The 4,235-nt window shown below is 61.8% G+C and carries 7 protein-coding genes; all 7 read left to right on the top strand.

Going from position 1 to position 4,235, the window contains the following annotated elements; genetic code table 11:
• Positions 1-536, top strand: a 536-nt coding sequence (locus QZ184_RS10435) for a ParB/Srx family N-terminal domain-containing protein (RefSeq protein ID WP_296416872.1), incomplete at its 5' end; no start/stop codon positions are given.
• Entirely contained in the window at positions 536-1,357 is an 822-nt protein-coding gene (locus QZ184_RS10440; protein ID WP_296416874.1) for a hypothetical protein, read from the top strand. The genes QZ184_RS10435 and QZ184_RS10440, both read left to right, overlap by 1 nt.
• Positions 1,354-2,019, top strand: coding sequence for a 7-cyano-7-deazaguanine synthase QueC (gene queC / locus QZ184_RS10445; protein WP_296416876.1), 666 nt, complete (start codon positions 1,354-1,356; stop codon positions 2,017-2,019). Before QZ184_RS10440 ends, queC begins: the two co-directional genes overlap by 4 nt.
• Positions 2,016-2,681 carry a GTP cyclohydrolase I gene (gene folE, locus QZ184_RS10450; RefSeq protein ID WP_296416878.1) on the top strand — a complete coding sequence of 222 codons (666 nt, stop codon included), beginning with the start codon at positions 2,016-2,018 and terminating at the stop codon, positions 2,679-2,681. Before queC ends, folE begins: the two co-directional genes overlap by 4 nt.
• Complete coding sequence (locus QZ184_RS10455; protein WP_296416880.1) at positions 2,678-3,127, top strand: 6-carboxytetrahydropterin synthase; 450 nt, start codon at positions 2,678-2,680, stop codon at positions 3,125-3,127. Before folE ends, QZ184_RS10455 begins: the two co-directional genes overlap by 4 nt.
• Positions 3,124-3,510 carry a phosphoribosyltransferase gene (locus QZ184_RS10460; protein ID WP_296416881.1) on the top strand — a complete coding sequence of 129 codons (387 nt, stop codon included), beginning with the start codon at positions 3,124-3,126 and terminating at the stop codon, positions 3,508-3,510. The genes QZ184_RS10455 and QZ184_RS10460 overlap by 4 nt, the downstream gene beginning before the upstream one ends.
• Positions 3,479-4,150, top strand: a complete 672-nt coding sequence (gene queE / locus QZ184_RS10465) for a 7-carboxy-7-deazaguanine synthase QueE (RefSeq protein WP_296416883.1) — start codon at positions 3,479-3,481, stop codon at positions 4,148-4,150. Before QZ184_RS10460 ends, queE begins: the two co-directional genes overlap by 32 nt.
• Positions 4,151-4,235: the final 85 nt, after the last annotated feature.

Genomic DNA, 4,235 nt, shown 5'->3' on the forward strand with positions numbered 1-4,235 from the left:
TAGAGCGGCTTAAGCCTTATGAACACAATGCAAGGACCCATAGCCCGGAGCAGGTGGCGCAGATCGCGGCGAGCATCCAGGAGTTCGGCTTCACCAACCCGATCCTGGTTGACGGCAAGGACGGCATCATCGCTGGCCACGGCCGGCTGATGGCGGCGAAGGATCTGGGGCTGAAGGAGGTGCCGGTGGTGGTGCTCGACCACCTGACACCGGATCAGAAACGGGCCTATGTGCTGGCGGACAACAAGCTGGCGCTGAACGCCGGCTGGGACGTGGACATGCTCACCGCCGAGATGGAGGCACTGCAGGGGGTGGAGTTCGATCTAAGCCTGCTGGGGTGGTCAGCGGATGAACTAGAGGGGCTGACGGAGGACGGTTGGGCCGGCGACATCGAGGCGGTGGAGAAGCACGAGGAGAACCTGGACGGCATCCAGGGCAAGATCGTGGTGAACCTCGACAGCACCTACAAGGACGAGGTGATCAAAGCGATCCGCATGTACTGCGACAGCCACGCGATCAGCGCGGAGATCAGCTGATGGAGCCCCGGCTTAACATCCTGGTCGCATATCCCTACGCAACTCCACAGGTCCTTGACGCCTTGAAAACGGTCGGGCCAAACCTGCGTTTTTTGCTGGACTCCGGTGCGTTCACGGCGTGGAAGGCTGGCAAGCCGATCGAGCTGGACGACTATTGTCGCTTCCTCGAGGGGCTGCCGGTGAAGCCCTGGCGCTACTTCCTGCTCGACGTGATCGGCGACCCGCAGGGGACGCTGCGGAACTACAAGACCATGCTCAAGCGTGGGTTCACGCCTGTGCCGATCTTCACCAGGGGTGAGGATCCATCAGTGCTCAACGACTACTACAAGACCAGCGACGTGGTTGGCATCGGCGGCCTGGTGGGCACCCCGGGCAACCGAGGTTTTGTGCGCGGGATCATGCGCCACGTTGGCGACCGCAAAGTCCATTGGCTGGGCTTCACCAACCTCGAGTTTGTCAAGGTCTACAAGCCCTACATGTGCGACTCGTCCGGCTGGGACCAATCTCGCTACGGGATGATCCGCTTTTACCTCGGCAAGGGCAGGTTTTGCTACGTCAAGCGACAAAACCTCAGGTCAATAGGACCCAAGATCAGGGACGTGATCACGTCCTACGGCTTCAGTGTTGAGGCGCTTGCGTCGGCCTCAAGCTGGCGCGGCGCAGGCAGCCCATCTGAGCAAATCAACTGCGCCTCTATGGTTCGGGCCTGCTTGGACATCGAAAAGAACCTCGGCACGAAGCAATTCATGGCCGAGGTTGGCGCACCCAAGATCCAATCACTTCACCATCACTTTCGCCGTCTCACAAAACCTCAGCCATGAAAGCAGTCGCCATCATCTCCGGTGGGATGGACAGCGTGACGCTGGCCCACTGGCTTAAGAGGGTTTACACCGACCTCCACCTGATCAGCTTCGACTACGGCCAGCGGCACCACCGCGAGCTGGAGCGCGCCAAGTACCAAGCCCAGTTGCTCGGCGCAGAGCACACCGTCATCGACATCAGCGGGATCCGCCCACTGCTCAAGGGCTCAGCCCTGACCGATGACGTGGCGGTGCCCCATGGTCACTACGCCGAGGAGACGATGCGAGCGACGGTGGTGCCCAACCGCAACGCCATCATGCTGTCGATCGCTTGGGGCCTGGCCTGCAGCAATGGCGCCGACGTGCTGGCCTGTGGCGTCCATGCAGGGGATCACCACATTTACCCCGACTGCCGGCCAGAGTTTATCGAGCAGCTGGGGCAGGCGCTGCTCACCGGCACCGTGGGCCATCGGAAGGAGAGGCTCTCACTGATCGCCCCCTTCGTGAACAAGACCAAGACCGACATCGCAGCCATCGGTGGCGAGCTGGGGGTGCCGTTTGAGCACACCTGGACCTGCTACGAGGGCGGCGAGGTGCATTGCGGCAAGTGCGGCGCCTGCACCGAGCGCAAAGAAGCGTTCCGCGACAGTGGAGTGCCCGACCCTACGGAGTACCTCGCATGAAGATCTCTGAAACCATCCGCCAGCGACTGCTGGCAGCTGGGGCCCCGTATCTGGCCAACGACAACCTGGCCGACTTCATCGAGCCGGGTGAACTGGACCTGATGGAGTCCGAAGTGGCCGCCAAGGTGGAGGATTTGCTGCGCGCCTTGGTGATCGACGTGGACAACGACCACAACACCAAGGGCACAGCCGAGCGGGTGGCGCGGATGTATCTGCAGGAGGTGTTCGCCGGGCGATACCACCAGCCGCCCCGGCTGACCGACTTCCCGAACGCCAAGGAGCTCGACCAGGTCTACACCGTGGGTCCGATCACGGTGCGCAGCGCATGCAGCCATCACCTGGTGCCGATCCTCGGCCGGTGCTGGGTGGGGATCAAGCCGAGCGAGCGTGTGATCGGCCTGTCGAAGTTCGTGCGCCTGGCCGAGTGGGTCTTCTCCCGTCCGCACATTCAGGAAGAGGCGGTGATGATCCTGGCCGACGAGATCGAACGGCTGGTGAAGCCGCTGGGTCTCATCGTGATCGTGGACGCGCAGCACTACTGCATGAAGTGGCGCGGCGTGCGCGAGCCAGAGACCTCGATGGTGACCAGTGTGGTGCGCGGTGAGTTCCGCGACAAGCCGCACATGAAAGCCGAGTTCCTTCAACTCATCGGACTCAAATGACGTACATCTCCACCAAGACCTGGGGCCACGACCTTGGCCTGTCCGCGTGCTTCCGCCAGTGGCGCAGCACGCACAGCCACTGCCGGTTCCTGCATGGCTACGCCCTGTCGGTGCATCTGAAGTTCGAGGCGGATGATCTCGACGAGCGCAACTGGGTCGTTGACTTCGGCGGCCTGAAGGATCTGAAGGCCTGGCTGCAGAGCACCTTCGATCACAAGACCGTCGTAGCAGAGGATGACCCTCTGCTCGATTGGTTCCACCGTGGCCACGAGCAGGGACTGCTCGACCTGGTAATTTTGCCAGCAGTAGGCTGCGAACGCTTTGCCGAGCTGGTCTGGACTCAAGCCAACGCTTGGATGCAGAACAATGGCTACGGCCCGCGCTGCCGAGTTGCAGAAGTCGAAGTGCGCGAGCATGGCGCTAACTCCGCCATCTACCGGCCATGAGACACCTTGCCTGGCACGAGTTTGATCAGGCTGTCTATCAACTGGCCGGCCTGTTTAAGTATCAGGTGTTCACCGGGGTCTACGGCTTTCCTCGCGGTGGCCTATGCCTAGCGGTGGCCCTGAGTCACCGCCTGCAACTGCCGCTGCTCCATGAGATCGAGCCCGGCTGTCTGGTGGTGGACGACATCTACGAAACCGGGCGCACGCTTGCGCCCGCGAGTCAATACGAGGGCGTGAAATGTGCAGTGTGGATCAGCAAGGTGCACCCAACATGGTTTAGCGCCGTGGAGGTGATCGACTCACCCGACTGGATTGTCTTTCCCTGGGAAGATCCCAGGGGCGCAATAACTGATGAGGAGGCTTACCGTGCTTCGCGTGAATGAAATCTTCCCCACTATTCAAGGGGAGGCAACCTGGACCGGAACTCCGGCTACATTCATTAGGCTTCAAGGTTGCCCCGTTGGCTGCAGTTGGTGCGACACGAAGCACACCTGGCCCAGTGGCCACGAGCGCAAGCGCATCACCATCCCTGAGCTGCTGCAGAAAGTGGACCCTGCCCCGACCTGGGCGGAGATGACCCCTGAGCAGGTGGTGGTTGCTGTGCAGCCCATGGCCCCCCGGCACTTCGTGATCACCGGCGGCGAGCCGTGCGCACAGGATCTGTCGATATTGACCGCTCAGCTCATCACCCTTGGCATGGTGCAGATCGAAACTAGCGGCACCCATGAGATCAACGTGGCACCCGGCGCATGGGTCACGGTGAGCCCGAAGGTGGGCATGGCCGGCGGCCTAGAGGTACTGCCCAGCGCGATCGCACGGGCGGATGAGATCAAGATGCCGGTCGCAAACGTGAACGACATCGACAGCCTGCAGGCTTTGTTGGTGGATCGCGAACCTGGCTCTCCGGTGTGGCTGCAGCCTGTAAGCCAAGGCGATGAAGCCACGCAGCTCTGCATTCAGGCGTGCATGGAGAACCAGTGGCGCCTATCAATTCAGACGCACAAGTACGCGGGGGTGAGGTAAGCAATGAACCTCCAGGCCTACGCCGCGCATCGCAAAGCAAAGGGCCTGCGCGGTACAAGTCACGTCGCTGTGCTCCAAGCCATCC

It is taken from the genome of Vulcanococcus sp. DEBay_Sum22DG08_74, assembly GCF_017852955.1.
GTDB lineage: Bacteria > Cyanobacteriota > Cyanobacteriia > PCC-6307 > Cyanobiaceae > Vulcanococcus.